Below are 18,137 nucleotides of genomic sequence, written 5' to 3' on the forward strand. Positions count from 1 at the left end.
TCACGACATGGCGCACGACATTCTGATTGTCGACGACGAAAAAGACATCCGAGCGTTGATTTCCGGTATTCTGGAAGACGAAGGCTACACAACCCGACAGGCCGGATCGAGCCAGGAAGCTCTGTCCGAGGTTTCTGCACGTCGGCCAAGCCTTGTGGTTCTTGATATCTGGATGGATGAAAGTGACCATGACGGCATTGAAACGCTTAAGCTGATCAAACGCGAACATAGCGAAGTACCTGTGGTCATGATTTCCGGTCACGGCAATATTGAAACCGCACTCGAAGCATCGCGGATCGGTGCCTATGACTTCATTGAAAAACCGTTCAATACCGACCGTTTGTTGATGGTTGTTGAACGTGCGATTGATGATGCCCGACTGCGCCGTGAAAACCGTGAGCTGACGTTACTTACCGGGGGTGATACCGAACTTGTCGGCAAGTCATCACTGGTGAATAATCTTCGCCAATCTGCAGAACGTGTTGCCCGTACCGGAAGCCGGGTCTTGATCCATGGACCAGCCGGATCGGGCAAAGAAGTCGTCGCGCGACTTATTCATCGGAAATCAGCACGATCAGAAGCACCGTTTGTTGTGCTGAATTGCGCGAATATCTCGCCTGAAACCATGGAAGAATCCCTGTTCGGCGCGGTTGCCAATGTCGATCGTGAAGCGCGCACAGGTGTGCTGGAACTGGCCCACGGAGGTACACTTCTACTTGATGAAGTGGCCGATATGCCTTTGGAAACGCAGGGTAAAATTGTTCGCGTCTTGCAAGACCAAACTTTTGAACGGGTTGGTGGGGCAATCCCGGTTAGCGTTGATGTACGTGTGATCGCAACAACGGCGCGTGATCTTGAACAACGTATCGCAGAACAAACCTTCCGGCAGGATTTGTATTACCGGCTGAATGTTGTGCCGCTTGAGGTTCCCTCATTGCAGCAGCGCCGCGATGATATACCTGAATTGGCCGAACGGTTCCTTGAACGGTATGCTGAGGCAACCGGCCTTCCAAAACGAAAGCTTTCACCAGAAGCCATGGCAACATTACATGCCTATGATTGGCCGGGCAATGTCCGGCAGTTGCGCAATGTCATGGAAAGACTGATGATCATGGCACCGGACGAAGAGAAAGTTGATCTGATCAGCGGCAAGATGTTGCCGTCAGAACTGTTTTCCGATGTGCCAACGTCGCTAAGCTTTGACAAAACCAGTGAAATCATGGCATTGCCGCTTCGCGAAGCGCGCGAGCTGTTTGAGAAAGAATATCTGCAGACCCAGATTGATCGGTTTGGCGGGAATATTTCCAAGACGGCGACTTTCGTCGGAATGGAACGATCAGCATTGCATCGCAAGCTAAAAAGCCTTGGGGTCAGCGGTCAATAGACCGAAAACCACCACGGACTGTTGTGAACGGGAGTAGATAAGATGAAGGTCATCATTTGCGGCGCAGGGCAGGTGGGGTTCCACATTGCCAAATATCTGGCTGCGGAAAACAATGATGTTACCGTGATCGACCAATCCGAAGAACTGGTGCGCAAGATTTCAGATACGCTTGAAGTCAAAGGCATCATCGGGTTTGGCTCTCACCCCGACATTCTGCAACAGGCAGGTGCCGAAGAAGCCGACATGCTGATTGCGGTGACCTTTGCCGATGAAGTCAACATGACGGCCTGTCAGGTTGCGCATTCGCTGTTTAACGTGCCGACCAAGATTGCCCGTATCCGGAGCCAGACATATCTGCAGCCGGAATGGGCAAGCCTGTTTGGTCGGGAAAAGCTTCCGATTGATGTGGTGATTTCCCCGGAAATGGAAGTCGCCCGCGCGGTTGCCCGCCGTCTGCAGGCACCCGGTGCGTTTGATATGATCCCGTTTGCCGATGACAAGGTCAAAATCCTTGGCCTGCGCTGCAGCGAAGATTGCCCGGTGATTAATACCCCTTTGCGTCAGCTCCATCAGTTGTTCCCGGATTTGAATATTTCGATCCTTGGCATGATCCGCAACGATAAGCCGGTCTATCCCAAGGGCGATGATCAGATGTTGGCAGGTGATCTGGTCTATCTTGCCGTGTCTGGCGATCAGGTCGACCGCGCAATGTCGGCATTTGGTCACGAAGACCCGGAAGCCCGCCGGATTGTGATCTTTGGTGGCGGGAACATTGCCTTGTTCCTTGCCGAAGAAATCAATAAGAACTTTCCCGGTGTCACGACACGACTGGTCGAGGCAGATGCAGAACGCGCACGTTATGTCGCCCAGAAACTGCCCAAGAAAAGTGTGGTTCTACATGGCGACGTTCTGGACCCGGAATTGTTGGAAGAAGCCAATGTCGGCAATGCCGAAGCCGTTGTGGCCCTCACCAATGATGATGAAACCAACATTCTGGCATCCTTGCTTGCCAAACGGTATGGCTGCCCACGCGCACTGACCCTGATTAATAAAAGTACCTATAACTCGTTGGTGTCGGAACTTGGCATTGATGTTGTCATCAGCCCGCGCATGACGACAGTATCGACCATTCTGCACCACGTGCGCCGCGGGCGTATCCGTGCGGTTCACAGTCTGTCAGAAGGTTTTGGCGAGGTGCTTGAAGCAGAGGCACTTGAAACAGCCCCTATTGTTGGCAAAGCGATCAAAGATATCGCGATGCCAACCAGCGTCGTGTTTGGTGCGATCTTGCGAAATGGCGAAGTGGTTATGCCACGTGCAAACACCGTGATTGAAGCGAATGACCGTATTGTCGTCTTCGCCGGATCCAATCAGATCAAAAAGGTTGAGAAAATGTTTGCTGTCCGGTTGGAATATTTCTAATCAACAGGGAATATTTAATATCCTCATACAAATAAAAATCCCCAAAACAACCGGAAGATTTTATGTCTGATCAATTGCCCCATCCGCCAAAGGCTGTGATCTTTGATTGGGACAACACCCTTGTTGATAGTTGGGGAACCATTCAGGTTGCTTTGAACATGACCTTTGCCGACTTCGGCAAAGAGCCCTGGACGCTTGATGAAACCAAGCAGCGCGTGGCGCGTTCTTTGCGTGACAGTTTCCCGGTTCTGTTTGGAGAAGATAAGTGGCATGCGGCCAAAGACAGCTTCTATGCCCATTTCCAGTCCATTCATCTGGAAACACTGACCCCACTTGCCGGTGCCTATGATCTTTTATGTGCACTGCGTGACAACGACACTTATATCGGGGTGGTCAGCAATAAAAACGGTGATTTCTTGCGGAAAGAAGCCGAACATCTTGGTTGGACGGAATTTTTTGGCAAAATTATTGGTGCAACAGATGCTGCCAATGACAAACCGGCACCCGATCCAGTGCATATGGCAATGGGCGACTCTTCGGCGCCGCAATATGAGAATCTGTGGTTTGTCGGCGATAGCGTGGTTGATATTCAATGTGCGCGCAATGTCGGGGCGACTGCAATTTTGATCGGCAATGAAATTACCGGCCATAGTGACGGGCAGAATTCTGCGACTCTTAGCCCTGATTGGCATTTCGCTGATTGCGAGGCGTTTGTAGGGGTTGTAAAAAGCTTCTCGAAAGTCTTATAGTTCAAACAGGTCACTAAAAATGGGGACGGAACCGTAATAGACCCAAGGTCGACGGTTCCACATTTTCCTTGGCCGCCCGAAACTAAAAAAACGCTCATAAAAGAAGGCTAGGTCTAACCAATGGCGGAAAAATCACAAAATGTTCAGGACGTATTCCTGAATTATTGCCGTAAAAACAAAACGCCGGTTACCGTGTTTCTGGTCAACGGAGTCAAATTGCAGGGCATCATCACCTGGTTTGACAATTTCTCTGTTTTGCTGCGGCGCGATGCTCACACCCAGCTCGTGTACAAACACGCGATTTCGACGGTAATGCCGACGACACCGATTAAACTGTTTGATCCGAGCCAGCCAGCGACGGAAGAAGAAAATAGCTGACGAGTCTCTGACTTCGGGGGGAGGCGATACGCCTGACGCCCCCCGGGTCCTGGTTTTCCATCCGGAACTAAAACGTGCGGACCAGACGGCGTCCTGGCGCGATGCTTCATCTCGTTTGGATGAAGCCGTCAGTTTAACTGGCGCGTTAGAATTTGAAGTGGTGGGCGCGGATATCGTGCCCATTGCAAAAGTGCGTCCTTCTACCTTGTTTGGTAAAGGCGTAACGGAACGGCTTGGTCTGCAGATCAAGGCCGAAGAAGCCGACATTGTTATGATCAATGGCCAACTCACCCCGATCCAGCAGCGTAATCTGGAGAAAGAGTGGAAGTGTAAGGTTATTGACCGTACAGGTTTGATTCTTGAGATTTTTGCTGATCGTGCGCGTACCCGAGAAGGGCGCCTGCAGGTTCAGCTTGCCCTGCTGAGCTATCAGCGATCTCGTCTTGTGCGGACGTGGACCCACCTTGAGCGTCAGCGTGGCGGTCGTGGCTTCCTTGCCGGGCCGGGTGAACGTCAGATCGAAATTGACCGACGTTTGATTGGCGACAAGCTGGCAAAGCTGCGCCGCGAACTTGAGGAAGTTAAACGTACGCGTGAGCTTCATCGTGAAGCACGACGTCGTGTTCCTTATCCGATTGTGGCGCTTGTTGGATATACCAACGCGGGGAAATCAACGCTGTTTAATCAGTTAACAGTGTCTGAGGTCTTTGCCGAGGATATGCTGTTTGCAACGCTTGACCCGACAATGCGTGGTTTGATCTTGCCCGGTGGGCGGAAGGTTATCCTGTCGGATACGGTGGGTTTTGTTTCCGATTTGCCCCATGATCTGGTGGCGGCATTCCGGGCAACACTTGAAGAAGTTCTTGAAGCTGATCTGATTGTTCATGTGCGCGATGCTTCGTCACCGGAGACAGAAGCGCAAAAGCTTGACGTTCTGGAAGTGCTAAAGGCACTTGGATTGCAAAAAGCAATTGACGGTGAAGAACTGGTCGAGGCTTTGAACAAGATCGATTTGCTTGAAGGTGAAGATCTGCAAGCCATGCTTGAATCTTCAGCGCGTCATAGTAATACCATTGCGATTTCAGCCGTGAAGGGCCGAAACTGTGAGGCATTATTAGAACTAATTGAAGATCGCCTGACCGTAGATATGCCGGTGTTTGAGCTGTGCGTACCTTATTCTGATGGTAAATCCTTGGCCCGTTTGTATGAACAGGGTGAAGTATTGCACCGTAACGAAGGGCCAGATGGTATTTCAATTCAGGTCCGCGTGGATACCACCCGGCTTGGGCGATTTGAAGACTGGTGTGCTAAATCCGGGCTTGAGATACAGCTGGTATCGTAAATACACATACCCAATGGGAGACGAAGCGTGGCGATGAAAGTCGATATAGACAAGGTTACCGGGATTATCCGGGAAGTCTCGGCTGAAGAAATCGCCCCGCGTTTCGGTCAACTTGATGATGCAGATATTGACATCAAGACCCATGCGCTTGATCTGGTAACGATTGCCGATACCGAAGCAGAACGTGTTCTGACCAAACGATTGACCGATCTTCTGCCTGGCAGTCGTGCGCTTGGCGAAGAAGCAGCCCATGCCGATCCGACACTTCAGGATCGTATCTTTGCCGGGGATGACCCGTTCTGGATTATTGATCCGGTTGATGGGACAAAGAACTTTGCCCATCATCGCCAACCATTTCGCTGTATGGTCGGGCTGTATTCAGGCGGTGAAACTGTTGCTGCGTGGATTGTTGATCCGATTGAGGGATCGGCAACCGTGGCAGAAAAAGGGGCCGGTACCCGTTATCAGGAAAAGCAGGTTTCCGTTCGATCAAACATCACCAAGGCAAGTGATGCCAAAGGGTTCCTGATTTCCTACGCCCGTGACCGTTTGACCAAGCATTATGGTCATATGGATTTCTTTGACGGGATTGCGCATTACTCCTGCTGTGGGGCGGAGTATGAAGAATTAGCCCGTGGGGCATATGATTTTTGCGCCTACCGTACGCTCAAGCCATGGGATCATGCGCCGGGTACGTTGCTTGTTCGTGAATCCGGTGGCTATGCTCGCTATATCACCACGGATAAAAGTAACGAATACAACGCAAATGCAACGGCCCCGGGTCTTTTGTGTGCAAGTTCAGAAGAACTTTGGGCCGAGATTAACGAAATTTTGCTGCCTTTGTTTTCGTAAGGTGCATTAACTTCATCGACGCCGGAGTTTGTAGGGTAGTAAAAGGCCCAACGGTCAGACTTGGCCGCGTTCCACCTTTTTTGCCAAATTCCACAGGTCATCCATTTCTTTTAGATCCGATTGTGCAGCCGTGCGGTTGTCCCGGGCCAGTTCGTCTTCGATGAAATGAAACCGCTTGGTGAATTTGTGGTTGGCACCGCGCAGGGCCACTTCAGGATCGACACCGATCTTGCGGGCAAGGTTCGCCATTACAAACAACATATCCCCCAATTCATCCTGAAGGCGTTCTGGATCAGGCGTTTCTGTCATTTCGGCCTTAAGTTCGTCGATCTCTTCGTGAAGCTTGTCAAAGACTTCATCGGTGCTTGGCCAGTCAAAGCCAACCCGTGCTGCCCGCTTGGTGAGCTTTTCTGCACGCATTAACGCGGGCAGGGCACTTGCAACGCCATCAAGTGCGCTGTGACGTTCATGGCCTTTGGTTTCGGCCTTTTGTGCACGTTCGGCGGCCTTGATCTTTTCCCACGTCTGATTAACACCGTCCGTGGTAGTCGCATCCCCATCGCCAAAAACGTGAGGATGGCGGCTGATCATTTTTGAAACGATGCTGTTGGCTACGTCTTCAAATTCAAAATGTCCTGCTTCCTTGGCCATTTGTGCATGGAAAACAACCTGAAGCAACAAATCACCCAATTCGCCCTTAAGTTCGTGCATGTCGTCATCGGCAATAGCATCGGCAACTTCATAAGCTTCTTCTATGGTGTAGGGGGCGATGGTGGAAAAATCCTGTTCCAAATCCCAAGGGCATCCACCATCGGGATCACGCAGCTTGGCCATGACGTCAAGAAGGTCGTTGATGGCTTTGCTTTTATGCGTGCTCATGGGCGTGGTCCTGTGATGTGTTTTTCAAATTCTGCTTTTAGTCCTATCGCGGTGCATCATCGCTGACAAGAGGCTGATCAAGGCAAAACAAAACCCGCAAGGCTATAAAAGCACTTGCGGGTTTTGCTGTGATGTTCGGATGCCTTTGGCTTATGCCGCCTTAAGCTTTTCCTGTTTGTTAGCGCTAACATCGTTGGTTTTCTTAGATGATGCGCTTTCTTCTTTTTTGCCTTCGACCAGTCCGCGATGCAGCGCAATGATTGCTTTGTCAAAGTCACCTTCGGCAACAACAAATTGCAGATCCACACGGCGGCTTGGATAGTGGGATGCCACTAATTCAACACCAGCATCATCAAGTGTCATGACGGCACGGGCAAACAGGCCCGGTTGGTCAATATTCGCCCCAATGACCGAGACAATTGCAACTTTGCGGGTCTGAACGGTTGCTTCGGGGTGTTTGGCCTCGATCTCGTCAACGCAGCGACGGATCTGCTTAAGCGGTGCCACCACATAATGCGTGATCGTATTGGCATTCAGGTTCTTGGTAACAGTCGGAACCTTATAGCGCTTTAGCACGCTTAGGATTGATTCTTCGCTGCCCGGAACGCCAACCATGTCCTGATTGAAGACTTCAATTTCAAACGCGGTTGGAACACCCGTCACAATTTCAACGCGGCTGTTTTCCGGGTCCCAATGATCGTCAATAACCGTACCGGGATGTTCCGGTTCAAAGGTATTGGCGATGCGCAGCGGAATGTCATTCTGACGAAGACCTTTCGCGGCACGCGGGTGGATGGCTTCCATCCCCATATTTGACAACTGATCAGCCACATCATAGCTGGTCCGGCCAATGGGGCGCACGGCATCTTCACCCACAATGCGCGGATCGGCACTGGAAAGGTGGAATTCCTTGTGAATGATGGCTTCACGTGCTTGCGTCAGGCAGGCAATGCGCGAGAAGGTCACTTCGCTGTATCCACGGCCATAGATGCTCATCAAGCCTTCGCTGCACTGGGCATAGCCCGTAGCAATGGCAAGCTGACTGGAAAGATCGATATCTTCAAAGACCTTTTCAATACGGCCGTCAAGGGTTGATGCCTCGGGTTCGCGCCAACCTGAAAGGTCGGCAAACACAGCATTAACACCCTTGGCACGCAGCAGCAGCATGGTGTTATGCGCGCTGTGTGCTTCGCCAATGGCTGAGAGCATTTCACGCACTGTTAGAAGGTGCTTCTCAAGTTTGAAATGCCCAAAACTGCACAAGCGATGGAGGTCCATCAAGCAACTGCGCGTGCCTTCAATGCGTTCCTGAACAAAGGCATTGGCCAGTTTAAGTTCCGGTGCATCACCAAAAATTTCTTCGTTGATGGTGCACATTTTTTCGGAAACTTTGGTCAGAGCATCGCCCCAAGCCCAATCGGTTTCCGACCCGGCATAAAGCTGATAGACACCTGCTTCACCGGTTTTCTTGTTTTCCAGCAGAACGTCGGTAAAACCGCCATAAGCTGAAACGACAAAGACCCGGTTATACAGTTCTTCTTCGCTACGATTGCCGACCAGAATGTTGTCCATGACCGCATCTACCTGCGTCATCGACGTACCACCGATCTTATGAACGCTATGCCCAGCGTCCGATTTTTTCTGGACTGAAAGCATGTTGCCTCCTTTGGGGGGCGATTCTTTGAAAACTATTGTTTTTTAATTTTGGGGCGGTCGTTACCGGCCGCCCCAAATAAGAGCATTAGCTGGCGAGTGCATCCCCACCGAGCGGGTAAACCCCGTTCTCGTCATGGACTTCGCGGCCATTAAGTGGTGGGTTAAAGGCGCAAGCTACAACCATATCCTCGGTGCCGCCGCGCAGATAATGGCGGTCATGCTTATCAAGGATGTAAACCGTACCCGGTACGATCTTGTATTTTTTGCCATCAGCAATGGTTTCAACTTCGCCATTGCCCGAAATGCAATAGACCGTCTCGAAATGGTTTGCGTAGCAAATTTCGGTTTCGGTGCCGGCATAGATAGTCGTGACGTGGAACGAGAACCCCATGCCGTCATCAGCAAGTGACAGGCGCGTGCTTTCCCAGTTATCCGAAACGACACGGCGACCGGATGCTTCACATTCTTTCAGTGTACGAACAATCATCTTTAACTCTTTGAATTATTTAAGCTGTGGGGCAGGGCGATGCCCAATGACATCACCCTAACTTCTTTACTCTGCGGCGGCTTTGGCTGGAACGACATCTTTGCCCATGGCTTTTGCAGTTGCCAGCTCAAGAATGTCCAAGCCATGTGCCAGATCCTGCTTGGAGATGATCAAAGGCACAAGGCATTTGACAACTTCATCTTCCGGACCACTGGTTTCAATGACCAGGTTATGTTTGAAGCATTCCTTGGTGACTTTCGACGCCAGCTCGCCACTTTCAAAGCAGATACCCTGCATCAGGCCACGGCCCTTGCGATAGAGTTTGCCATCGCCATAACGTTCGGCAATCTCTTCAAGGCGGTTACCAAGGAATTCGGCCTTATCGCGGACATCGGCTGCGAACTTGTCATCTGACCAAAAATGATCAAGGGCAGCAGTGGCAGTAACAAACGCATGGTTGTTGCCACGGAAGGTGCCGTTATGTTCGCCCGGATGCCACACATCAAATTCCGGCTTGATCAGAACAACTGCAAGCGGAAGACCATAAGCCGACAGCGATTTGGACAGGGTGATCATGTCGGGCTTAATGCCAGCAGGTTCGAAGCTGAAGAATGTGCCTGTACGACCACAACCCGCCTGAATGTCATCGACAATCAGCAGGATGTCGTGTTTGCGGCAGACTTTCTCAAGATTTTTCAACCAGCCAAAGTCAGCGGCGTTCAAACCACCTTCACCCTGAAGGGTTTCAACAATCACTGCAGCCGGAAGGGCGATACCACTGGAGTTGTCCGAAAGAACGCGATCAAGATACTCGGTGGTATCTGCGCCATCGCCCATATAGCCATCAAACGGAACTGCAACAGCATTATCAAGCGATACACCTGCAGCGCCACGGTGATGTTCATTACCGGTTATGGCAAGTGAACCAAGGGTGCAACCGTGGAAGCCGTTGGTGAACGAAATGATGGTTTCACGGCCTTTTACACGGCGCGCAAGTTTCAACGCAGCCTCAACCGCATTGGTGCCGGTCGGGCCAGTGAACTGAACCTTATATTCCATATCGCGCGGTTTGAAGATTTTGGTTTCAAGCGCGGTCAGGAAGGCTTCCTTGGCCTTGGTGTGCATGTCCAGACCATGGGTAATGCCGTTTGATTTGATGTAATCAATTAGCTTTTCCTGCAGAACCGGATGGTTGTGCCCGTAGTTCAAGCTGCCGGCGCCAGCAAGGAAATCAAGATAACGGTTGCCATCAAGGTCGGTTAGCCATGCACCTTCGGCATTATCAAAGGTGACGGGGAAGGAGCGTGCGTAGCTCTGAACTTCCGATTCAAGGCGATCAAATACAGTCATGGTTCCCTCTTTCAGATTGGGAAAAGTCAAGTTCACCTGTCATGCAAAACGTTCCGGCGGACCGGATGTTCCATCGACGGGCAACGCCGTTTTGTGCATCAAGGTGGTGAAATATGCTTGGTCGGGTCAGGCCGCGACGCGTTCGACGTCTTCGCGTTCGAATGGGCCGATCTGCCATAGAATTTCACTGGCAGCGGCACCTTCGAAGTGCGTTTCGCGTTCGAACTGAACTTTACGTTTTACATCAGCGCCAAGCTCGCGTGCGACGGAGCGGAACACGCCCTGTGATGGTGCATTCGTCGACGTAATCGTCGTATTCAACTGATTTACGTTGTGACATGCCGAGCGATCCAGAATGTCAAGGATCAAGCGTTTCGCAAGCCGAAGGCCACGGGCTTTCGGGGAAACGGCAACCTGCCAGATGAAAAGCTGTTCAGGTGTGTTCGGTACGATGTAGCCAGATACAAAGCCAACAGCTTCGCCATCCAGTTCCGCAATCGCGCATGTGTCCGCAAAGTGCGAGCACTGCAGCAAGTTGCAATACATTGAATTCTCGTCCAAAGGCTTGCACTCGGCGATCAGATTGTTGACCGCCGCGCCATCAGTGGCCTTGGGTTTTCGGATAATCAGGTTGGCTTTGTGGCCGGTATTGCCGTTTGTGTTGGCAATTTTCATCGGTCTGCCTGCTCTGTTATTTCGATATGCGATCATTCATGTCGCGAGAGATGTATAGAATAACGATGTAAATTGATCAACCCTTTGACTGTGAATTTCCTGTGAACGTAGTTAAGTTATTGAAGTATAAAGAAAGAATAATTTATCGACTATCGATATTAATGTGGCTCGTTACAGGAAACATTATTTCATAAAAATAACGAAAACCGATGAAATAAAATATCGTATATCGAAGGGTATTGTGCTTAAACCGTTGCGGATTGCCGGTTCTGGAGATAAAAGGTCAGTTGCAGCAGAATAATAATTTATGCCCGGAACGTCAAAATGGACAAATTGCATGAAGCGTTGATTTCTATTCGCCGTATTCTACGTGCGAGTGATATTCACGCTAAAAAACTTGGTAAAATAACCGGGTTAAAAACCTCACAGCTTTTGGTTTTGCAGTCTCTGGAAGAGTTTGGTGAAATGACGGTTGGGCAGATTGCTGCCAAGGTTAATCTTGCACAGGCATCAACGACTTCATTGGTTGATAAGCTTCAGGCGATGGAAATCGTTACCCGAGAACGGGGTGATAGCGATAAGCGAAAAGTGTTTGTCCGCCTGACAGATCACGGACGGACCATTCTTGACCGTGCGCCAATGGCGCTACATGACCGTTTTTCCGATAATTTCAACGGCCTGGAAGAATGGGAACAAACGTTCCTGATTGCGGCCTTGCAGCGGGTGTCCGGCATGATGGATGCCAGCGATATTGATGTCGCACCGGTTCTTGATCATGACGTCATCGTTGAGAAGCGCGACTAAAATAGTCGGTCGCTGTAGCACCCTTATGGGCATTCCTTCGAAATTGGACTCTTCTGAAAATATCGGACCGGGCAGGGCGTTATACCGGCGTCTGCTCGCTAGATTGTTGTGCGTGATTTGCCTTGCATATGACGCTGGAACCACTTGGCCATAATCGGTGCCAGCAGCACGATTTCGAAAATGCGCACAATATGGTGAAATGCAACAAAGCTTGGCTCGACATTCAGGGCAAGCGCAATCAAAGACATCTCAGCAACGCCACCCGGTGCGAATGCCAGCAACACAGCAATAAAATCAAGATCAAGCCATTGTGAGACAAACCATGCCACGCCGCCGGTAAAGGCAAGGACAACGACCGTAGCAACAACTGAATAACCGGCAAGTCGCCCCAAAACCGCAATCTTTACTCCGGAAAACCGGCTGCCAATTGCCGCCCCAAGGATTAAGAGGCTACCGGCAAGTAGCCAATCTGGTAAGTTTCCTTCGACGGTTCCGGTCACATGCAAAACCATGCTGGCGGCCATTGCACCCGTCATATAGGAGGCGGGAATGCGAAGCTTGCGAAAGACCAGAACGGTAATGACGGCACAAACAGCAGTAAGCAGGCCTTCGTTAAGCGTCATTTGCACGGCTTGGCTGTCGCCATGTCCACTTGCGACAACCCCGGTAATCATAAGAACGATCAAGGGGGCCGACATCACAAGCAACAAAACCCGCAAACCTTGTGTCAGGGCGATTTCCTGTTCATTGCCACCTGCGGCTGCACCAAGAACCACCATCGGCGTCAAGCCGCCGGGGGTGGCGGAAAACAGGGCGGTTGCCGGATCCAGGCGGGCGATCTTGGTGTAAAACCAGGTGATAAACAGGGTGATGATCGGGACATATAGCAGAACGGCTATCATGCTGATCGGCCAACGTGCCGCCTGTTCAAGTGTGTCTGGCGTAAAGGATGCGCCAAGGAACACACCGATCACGCCCAGAATGACCGACCGAAATTGCATCGGAACCCCCATCGGCACACGCAGCAAGCTTGCGACGAAGGTGGCCAACATTGGCCCCATCATCCAAGCCAGTGGCATATTGATGGAATGAGCGATCAGGCCACCCACAAGACCAATCCCAAGGGCGATGGACAGATTTTTGAAAAAGCGCGGTGTCAAAACACTGGAAAATCGATTGATCCAACTGTCTTTGGATGGACCGTCCTGTGTTTTGCTCATTACGCGCTGGCCTTGTTTTTGTTGATTTGTTCGAGGAAGCCGTCAATTGCGTCGCGCAGCCGGGATGCCTCGGTATTCAGCGTGCTGGTCGCACGTGTGACGTTTTCCGACCCGCTATGAACGCGTGCGGTTTCATTATCAAGGGCACCGACGGCCTCGGCAACTGTGCGCATGCCGCCATTGGCATCCTGAATGCTTTCGGAAATACCAGCTGTTGATGCCTGTTGTTCTTCAACGGCCGCTGCAATCGCCGCAGCAGATTGATCGACCTCGCCAATGACATCTGCAACGCTACGAAGGGCTGCGACCACGTTATCGGTCAGACCACGAATTTCTTCGACCTGATTTGCAATGTCTTCGGTCGCACGTGCTGTTTGGGATGCAAGATTTTTAACCTCGCCAGCAACGACTGCAAATCCCTTGCCGGCATCGCCTGCACGAGCTGCTTCGATGGTGGCGTTGAGCGCCAGAAGATTGGTTTGACTGGCAATTTCTTCGATCAATCCGACAATATCGCCAATTCGCTGGGTGGCATTGGTCAATTGTTCAAACAGCGCGCGCGATTGTTCGCTTTCAGAACGTGCACGACCGGCGACTTCGGCAGAGGTTTGGGCCTGCTGACCGATTTCGGCAATGGCTTCGGACAGGCTGGCAGTTGTGTGGGACACTGCTTCGATATGGTGAAGAACCTGTTCGGAATGCTGATTGGCATCGGCAGAGCGGGCGCTTGCATGGGTAGCGATTTGTTCCATGTCGCTGGCCGAGCCATTGAGTGATCCAAATTCACGGTCAAATCCGGATAAGGCTTCCTGAACGGAACGCTGGAAATGATTGGTTGCCTCGATCAGGTTTTGTTGACGTTGGCCTTCAACTGCACGGATACGCTCGCGTTCTTGACGCAGCAATTCGGCTTCTTTGGACTGATCGCGCAGCACCGTGACCGAACGTGCAACAGTCCCGATTTCATCGCCACGCTGTCCACCGGCAATATTGACATCAAGATCACCATTGGAGATTTGTTCGATCAGTTTGGCGATCGTAGTCATCGGACGTGAAATGCGGCGTGACACGAATATCGAAAAAATTCCCGCAATCACAACGACGAGAATAGCAACGATAACGAAGACTTGTTGCAGTGCTTCAGCCTGTGAGTAGGCGGCTGCAAATGATGTGGTGGCGACGTCATGAGATTGGACAAGGATTTCGTTCAGCGGCACCTGAAGGGCCTGGAAGGTTTCATCTGCTTTTGCGATGACTTCCAGTGCGCCATAGATGTTCATTTCGCTTTCAACAAGGAACTGGTCAACCTGCTCCATGTATTTTACGTAATTTTCAGTGAAAGCATCACCGCCAACAGCCGAAAGCCGTTCGGCCATTGGTGCGAGTTCGGCAGAAAGCTTACTGACTTTTTCGCGCAAATCCGGGACCACTGCGGCATTAATGCCATTGGAATCCCACGTCAGTATCCGAAACAGCGACCCGTGCGCTTCGTTCAGCGCGTTGCTAAGTGTCAGCGCATCGGATCGCCGTTCATATGCTTCGACGCGAAGGCTGGTGAGCGTGTCTTTCTCGCTTTGAAGGGCTGCGACCGTTGCAATTCCCATCGCGATAATGACGATCATAAGGAAGACAGGCACCAAAAGTGTTTTGGGACCAATCGACAGATTATCAAGAAAACGCATTTACCAGTATCCTTCGCGCCTTTTAGCGTGTGGTCTTAAAGTTCGCCGTCATTGGGAACGGTTTTCCGGCTGCGCTTCCACTCACGAAGATTTCCAACAAGCGGTGCAGCAAGGAAAACAGCACTGATGATTAAAATAACCAGCGTAATCGGGCGTTCCCAAAGGAACGACAGTGACCCGTCACTGATTGCCAGTGCACGGCGCAGGTTTTCTTCCATCATTTTGCCAAGAATGAAGCCAAGGAGCATCGGCGCCATCGGATAGTTCAGAAGTCGCAGGCCGATTGCGATTGCCGCAGCAAGCACCATCATGTGGATGTCCATGGTGTTAAAGGTCACCAGATAAACACCAACCAACGAGAAGAACAGAACGAACGGTACCAGCAGTTGCTGGGGCAGGGCGAGCAAACGCGAGATATACGGGATAAGCGGAAGGTTCAGAACCAGAAGCACCACGTTGCCGATATACATCGAAATGATCACTGACCAGAAAACGGCAGGCTGTTCAACAAACAGACGCGGGCCCGGCTGAACACCATAGGAAATCAGCGCCCCCATCATCACGGCGGTCGTTCCAGATCCCGGAATACCAAGGGTCAGGAGCGGTACGAACGAACCAGAACATGCCGCGTTGTTTGCGGTTTCCGGTGCACACAGACCACGGATTGATCCTTTGCCGAATTTCAGCTTTTCTTTGGCCGAAGCCAGATTACGTTCCATGCCATAGGCGAGGAATGACGCAATGGTCGCACCCGCACCCGGAAGAACACCGGTAAAGAAGCCAAGGATCGACGAGCGACCAATGACAGGCACCATGATCTTTACTTCTTCCTTGGACAGCTTCATCGAGCCAAGGCTTTTAAGCGCCCTTTCTTCAGCACTGCGCGTATCTTTGGTCGGGCGCAGGATCGATAGAAGTGCCTCGGACAGGGCAAAGGTCGACATGGCGAGCAACAAGAAGCTGATGCCGTCAATAAGATCGACACTGCCAAAGGTAAAGCGTGCGACACCGGCAGCCGGGTCGGTCCCGATGGTTGAAAGCATGATCCCAAACAGGGTCATGGTGATTGCTTTAAGAACCTGACCTTTGCCTGCAAACGCAGATACCGCCGTTAACCCCAGAACCATCAGGGCAAAATAATCACCTGACTGGAACGAAAGCGACACAGATGCCAAGACCGGGGCTGCGACCAACAGGAAGATCGCGGCAATCGTTCCGCCCGAGAAGGACGAATAGGCAGCAATCGCCAATGCCTTACCGGCTTGACCTTTTTGCGCCATTGGATAGCCGTCAAAAGCGGTCGCAACCGTGCCGGCAACACCCGGCGCATTAATCAGAATGGATGAGGTGGAGCCACCAAAAATTGCCCCGTAATACACGCCAGCCATCAAGATCAGGCCGGTTGACGGATCAAACCCGTAGGTGATCGGGATCATAAGGGCAATGGCGGTGATTGGGCCAAGACCGGGAAGCATCCCGATAAAGGTGCCTGCGAAACAGCCAACGGCAACCATCAAAAGGTTGATTGGCATTACAGCGGTCGAAAGACCGGAGAAAATTCCATCAAGCATCGTTTGAGATCCAGCCAAGGTAGTAGAAGAAATCACCCGGGGTCAGGTAAATGCCCATCGCATAAAGCAATCCCCAGAACGCGAGCGTGACAAGAACAGCCGTCAAAATCAGAACATGAGGACGCCGTTCGCCAAGGGTATAAAAGCCGCCCATCAAGAAGAGCGATGTTGAAATCGGAAAACCAAGTTGGCGGATCGTCAGACCGTAAAACACCATCAGAATGGCAAGGACGACAACGCGCCCCCATTTCAGGCCGCGAAAGGCATTGGAAAGGCTGCCTGCCTCTTGATTGGCAGGCATTATCAGTTGGATGAAGGAAACCACGCCCAGTATCCAGGCAAGGGCATTCGGGAGGGTTCTGGCATTAAACGGGGCATCCTCGTCACCAAACAGCAGCGGAATGTCACTTACGTAGAAGCCATAAATCAGCGCAAGACATAGAAATAGCAGTGCGCCGAATTTGTCGCGATTGATGGACATGGCGTGGTTTCCTTCGGAGATCTTTTACTTGTGTTTTAAAGGCTTATTTCAGGAAGCCGAGATCACGCATCAGATCGCCAACGACCTTTTCCTGATTTTCCATGAAGGAGGAAAATTCTGCGCGACCTTTGTAGATTTTTTCCCAGCCGTTACGCTTACGAACGGTTTCCCATGCTTCAGTGGCCTGAACGTCTTTGAGAACAGCTGCATAGGCATCCGCTTTGTCATCAGACAGAGAAGGGGAGCCAAAGTAACCGCGCCAGTTCACAAACTCGGCATCGATGCCAAGTTCACCAAGCGACGGTACGTCCGGTGCTGCTTCAACGCGTTCGACCGAGGTCACTGCAAGGATGCGGATCTGACCAGCTTTGGCCAATTCAAGAAGTTCGCCAAGACCCGTTGAAAGAACTTCGGTTTCACCCGACAGAAGACCAGCAATTGCTTTGCCGCCAGCATCATACGGAATGTATTTAACCTGTTTGGCGTCGCCGCCGCCTTTCTGAACTGCATAGGCAGCTACGATATGGTCCATACCACCGCGAACAGAACCACCGCCGAATTTAACCGAGCTTGGGTCAGCTTTGACGGCATCAACAACTTCGGTAAAGGACTGGTATGGGCTGTCTGCTGCAACGGCAAAAGCTGCATATTCAGCAACAACTGCTGCAATCGGGGTCAGGTCACGGAAGGACTGCGGGAAGACACCGGTCAGCGAACGAACGATGATCGGGGTCGAGTTGACCATAAGGGTCTTATCAAGACGGTCAGCTGCTTCGATCATGTAAGCAATGGCTTTACCGCCGCCGCCGCCAGACATGTTTTCGTAAGATGCAGTCCCAACCAGACCGGATTTGGTCAGGGCTTCGCCGGTACCACGTGCCGTACCGTCCCAGCCGCCGCCAGCGCCGCCCGGAATGACGAAGTGAAGTTCATCCATTTCTGCAGCTTTGGCATCCATTGCGCCAAATGCAGCAGTCGAAACAGCAACAACAGTTGCTGCAGCAAGAAATCCGCGACGTGAGAACATCGTCAGCTTGTTCATCAGGGTCTCCTCCAGACACTAAAGCATTTTCCCCAGCCACCCGTGTGGTGGCCGGCCGATCGTTAGGAACAAAACTTCAGCAAGGAAGAACCCAATCCCCGCGGTTCAGATGCATTTGTGCTCTGTGTCAGCGGATTTGATGATGACCTCCCTTGCCGATATT

The 18,137-nt window shown here is 51.5% G+C and carries 17 protein-coding genes; 7 read left to right on the forward strand and 10 right to left on the reverse strand.

Annotated features, from left to right (window positions below):
• Positions 1–7 precede the first annotated feature (7 nt).
• From ACQ0MK_RS07305 to ACQ0MK_RS07330, 6 genes are all read left to right on the forward strand, one after another.
• Positions 8–1,384, forward strand: coding sequence for a sigma-54-dependent transcriptional regulator (locus ACQ0MK_RS07305; RefSeq protein ID WP_350040603.1), 1,377 nt, complete (start codon positions 8–10; stop codon positions 1,382–1,384).
• A 42-nt stretch (positions 1,385–1,426) separates the two neighbouring features.
• Positions 1,427–2,806, forward strand: coding sequence for a Trk system potassium transporter TrkA (gene trkA, locus ACQ0MK_RS07310; RefSeq protein WP_430475461.1), 1,380 nt, complete (start codon positions 1,427–1,429; stop codon positions 2,804–2,806).
• Between the two features lie 62 nt (positions 2,807–2,868).
• On the forward strand, positions 2,869–3,555 hold the full coding sequence (locus ACQ0MK_RS07315; RefSeq protein ID WP_430475462.1) for an HAD family hydrolase: 687 nt from the start codon (positions 2,869–2,871) through the stop codon (positions 3,553–3,555).
• A gap of 120 nt (positions 3,556–3,675) precedes the next feature.
• On the forward strand, positions 3,676–3,933 hold the full coding sequence (hfq, locus tag ACQ0MK_RS07320; protein WP_008891082.1) for an RNA chaperone Hfq: 258 nt from the start codon (positions 3,676–3,678) through the stop codon (positions 3,931–3,933).
• Positions 3,934–3,940: 7 nt separating this feature from the next.
• Complete coding sequence (gene hflX / locus ACQ0MK_RS07325; RefSeq protein WP_430476014.1) at positions 3,941–5,275, forward strand: GTPase HflX; 1,335 nt, start codon at positions 3,941–3,943, stop codon at positions 5,273–5,275.
• A gap of 33 nt (positions 5,276–5,308) precedes the next feature.
• Positions 5,309–6,127, forward strand: coding sequence for an inositol monophosphatase family protein (locus ACQ0MK_RS07330; RefSeq protein WP_430476015.1), 819 nt, complete (start codon positions 5,309–5,311; stop codon positions 6,125–6,127).
• 54 nt (positions 6,128–6,181) lie between these two features.
• Here the strand turns inward: ACQ0MK_RS07330 and mazG are convergent, their stop codons facing one another.
• From mazG to ectA, 5 genes are all read right to left on the reverse strand, one after another.
• On the reverse strand, positions 6,182–7,006 hold the full coding sequence (gene mazG, locus ACQ0MK_RS07335; protein WP_430475463.1) for a nucleoside triphosphate pyrophosphohydrolase: 825 nt from the start codon (positions 7,004–7,006) through the stop codon (positions 6,182–6,184).
• Between the two features lie 150 nt (positions 7,007–7,156).
• A complete protein-coding gene (locus tag ACQ0MK_RS07340; protein WP_430475464.1) occupies positions 7,157–8,662 on the reverse strand; it encodes an aspartate kinase in 1,506 nt (501 codons plus the stop codon).
• Between the two features lie 85 nt (positions 8,663–8,747).
• Positions 8,748–9,149: an ectoine synthase gene (locus ACQ0MK_RS07345; RefSeq protein ID WP_350041332.1), complete on the reverse strand. Its 402-nt coding sequence runs from the start codon at positions 9,147–9,149 to the stop codon at positions 8,748–8,750.
• A gap of 66 nt (positions 9,150–9,215) precedes the next feature.
• Positions 9,216–10,499, reverse strand: a complete 1,284-nt coding sequence (ectB, locus tag ACQ0MK_RS07350; RefSeq protein ID WP_430475465.1) for a diaminobutyrate--2-oxoglutarate transaminase — start codon at positions 10,497–10,499, stop codon at positions 9,216–9,218.
• A 126-nt stretch (positions 10,500–10,625) separates the two neighbouring features.
• Positions 10,626–11,174 carry a diaminobutyrate acetyltransferase gene (ectA, locus tag ACQ0MK_RS07355; protein ID WP_350041334.1) on the reverse strand — a complete coding sequence of 183 codons (549 nt, stop codon included), beginning with the start codon at positions 11,172–11,174 and terminating at the stop codon, positions 10,626–10,628.
• A gap of 324 nt (positions 11,175–11,498) precedes the next feature.
• On the opposite strand from ectA, the gene ACQ0MK_RS07360 reads away from it, so the two are divergent.
• A complete protein-coding gene (locus ACQ0MK_RS07360; RefSeq protein WP_350041335.1) occupies positions 11,499–11,978 on the forward strand; it encodes a MarR family winged helix-turn-helix transcriptional regulator in 480 nt (159 codons plus the stop codon).
• A 98-nt stretch (positions 11,979–12,076) separates the two neighbouring features.
• Here the strand turns inward: ACQ0MK_RS07360 and ACQ0MK_RS07365 are convergent, their stop codons facing one another.
• From ACQ0MK_RS07365 to ACQ0MK_RS07385, 5 genes are read right to left on the reverse strand one after another with little or no spacing between them, the layout of a single operon-like run.
• A complete protein-coding gene (locus ACQ0MK_RS07365; RefSeq protein ID WP_430475466.1) occupies positions 12,077–13,198 on the reverse strand; it encodes an AbrB family transcriptional regulator in 1,122 nt (373 codons plus the stop codon).
• Positions 13,198–14,880 carry a methyl-accepting chemotaxis protein gene (locus ACQ0MK_RS07370; protein ID WP_430475467.1) on the reverse strand — a complete coding sequence of 561 codons (1,683 nt, stop codon included), beginning with the start codon at positions 14,878–14,880 and terminating at the stop codon, positions 13,198–13,200. The genes ACQ0MK_RS07365 and ACQ0MK_RS07370 overlap by 1 nt, the downstream gene beginning before the upstream one ends.
• 35 nt (positions 14,881–14,915) lie before the next feature.
• A complete protein-coding gene (locus ACQ0MK_RS07375; protein ID WP_430475468.1) occupies positions 14,916–16,451 on the reverse strand; it encodes a tripartite tricarboxylate transporter permease in 1,536 nt (511 codons plus the stop codon).
• Positions 16,444–16,932: a tripartite tricarboxylate transporter TctB family protein gene (locus ACQ0MK_RS07380; protein ID WP_430475469.1), complete on the reverse strand. Its 489-nt coding sequence runs from the start codon at positions 16,930–16,932 to the stop codon at positions 16,444–16,446. The genes ACQ0MK_RS07375 and ACQ0MK_RS07380 overlap by 8 nt, the downstream gene beginning before the upstream one ends.
• Positions 16,933–16,975: 43 nt before the next feature.
• Positions 16,976–17,974, reverse strand: a complete 999-nt coding sequence (locus ACQ0MK_RS07385) for a tripartite tricarboxylate transporter substrate binding protein (protein WP_430475470.1) — start codon at positions 17,972–17,974, stop codon at positions 16,976–16,978.
• Positions 17,975–18,137 lie beyond the last annotated feature (163 nt).

Origin of the sequence: Thalassospira lucentensis, assembly GCF_050516545.1 — a bacterium.
Classification (GTDB): domain Bacteria; phylum Pseudomonadota; class Alphaproteobacteria; order Rhodospirillales; family Thalassospiraceae; genus Thalassospira; species Thalassospira lucentensis_C.